The organism is Paraburkholderia sp. EG287B (genome assembly GCF_040965595.1).
Taxonomy (GTDB): Bacteria; Pseudomonadota; Gammaproteobacteria; order Burkholderiales; family Burkholderiaceae; genus Paraburkholderia.
Genome location: NZ_JBFRCG010000096.1, coordinates 1 through 415 on the forward strand (window position 1 = coordinate 1; position 415 = coordinate 415).

Below are 415 nucleotides of genomic sequence, written 5' to 3' on the forward strand. Positions count from 1 at the left end.
CTGTTATTCGGTAATGGCGATGTCGGGGAAGGTTCCTGCATGGTGCATAACCCCGGTTACGACTTTAACGATGCAAGCCTGGTCCCGGCAAGCAGCTACTGGGGCGCACTGGTTGAAGCCTGGCTGCAGTAAATAAAACAACACACAACAACACTTTTTGGCAAGGAACATGGAATGACGGCGATCGTAAATGAAACCGTGAGTGTGAAGAAAAAGCCCAGCGGCAGGCGGGTGATCTTTGCCTCGGCGTTTGGCAATGCGCTCGAATTTTTTGATTTTGGCGTTTACAACTTTTTTGTGGTCTATATCAGTACGCTTTTCTTCCCACCCAGTGCCGATCATAACGTCGCGCTGTTACTGGCATTTGCAACGTTTGGTGTGAGCTTTTTTATGCGTCCGCTCGGTGGGATTATCG

At 49.6% G+C, this 415-nt stretch carries 2 pseudogenes; both read left to right on the top strand.

The features are described from left to right. A pseudogene (locus AB4Y40_RS42865) lies at positions 1-132 on the top strand (amidohydrolase); the annotation flags it as partial. A gap of 42 nt (positions 133-174) precedes the next feature. Continuing rightward, positions 175-415, top strand: a pseudogene (locus tag AB4Y40_RS42870) (MFS transporter); the annotation flags it as partial.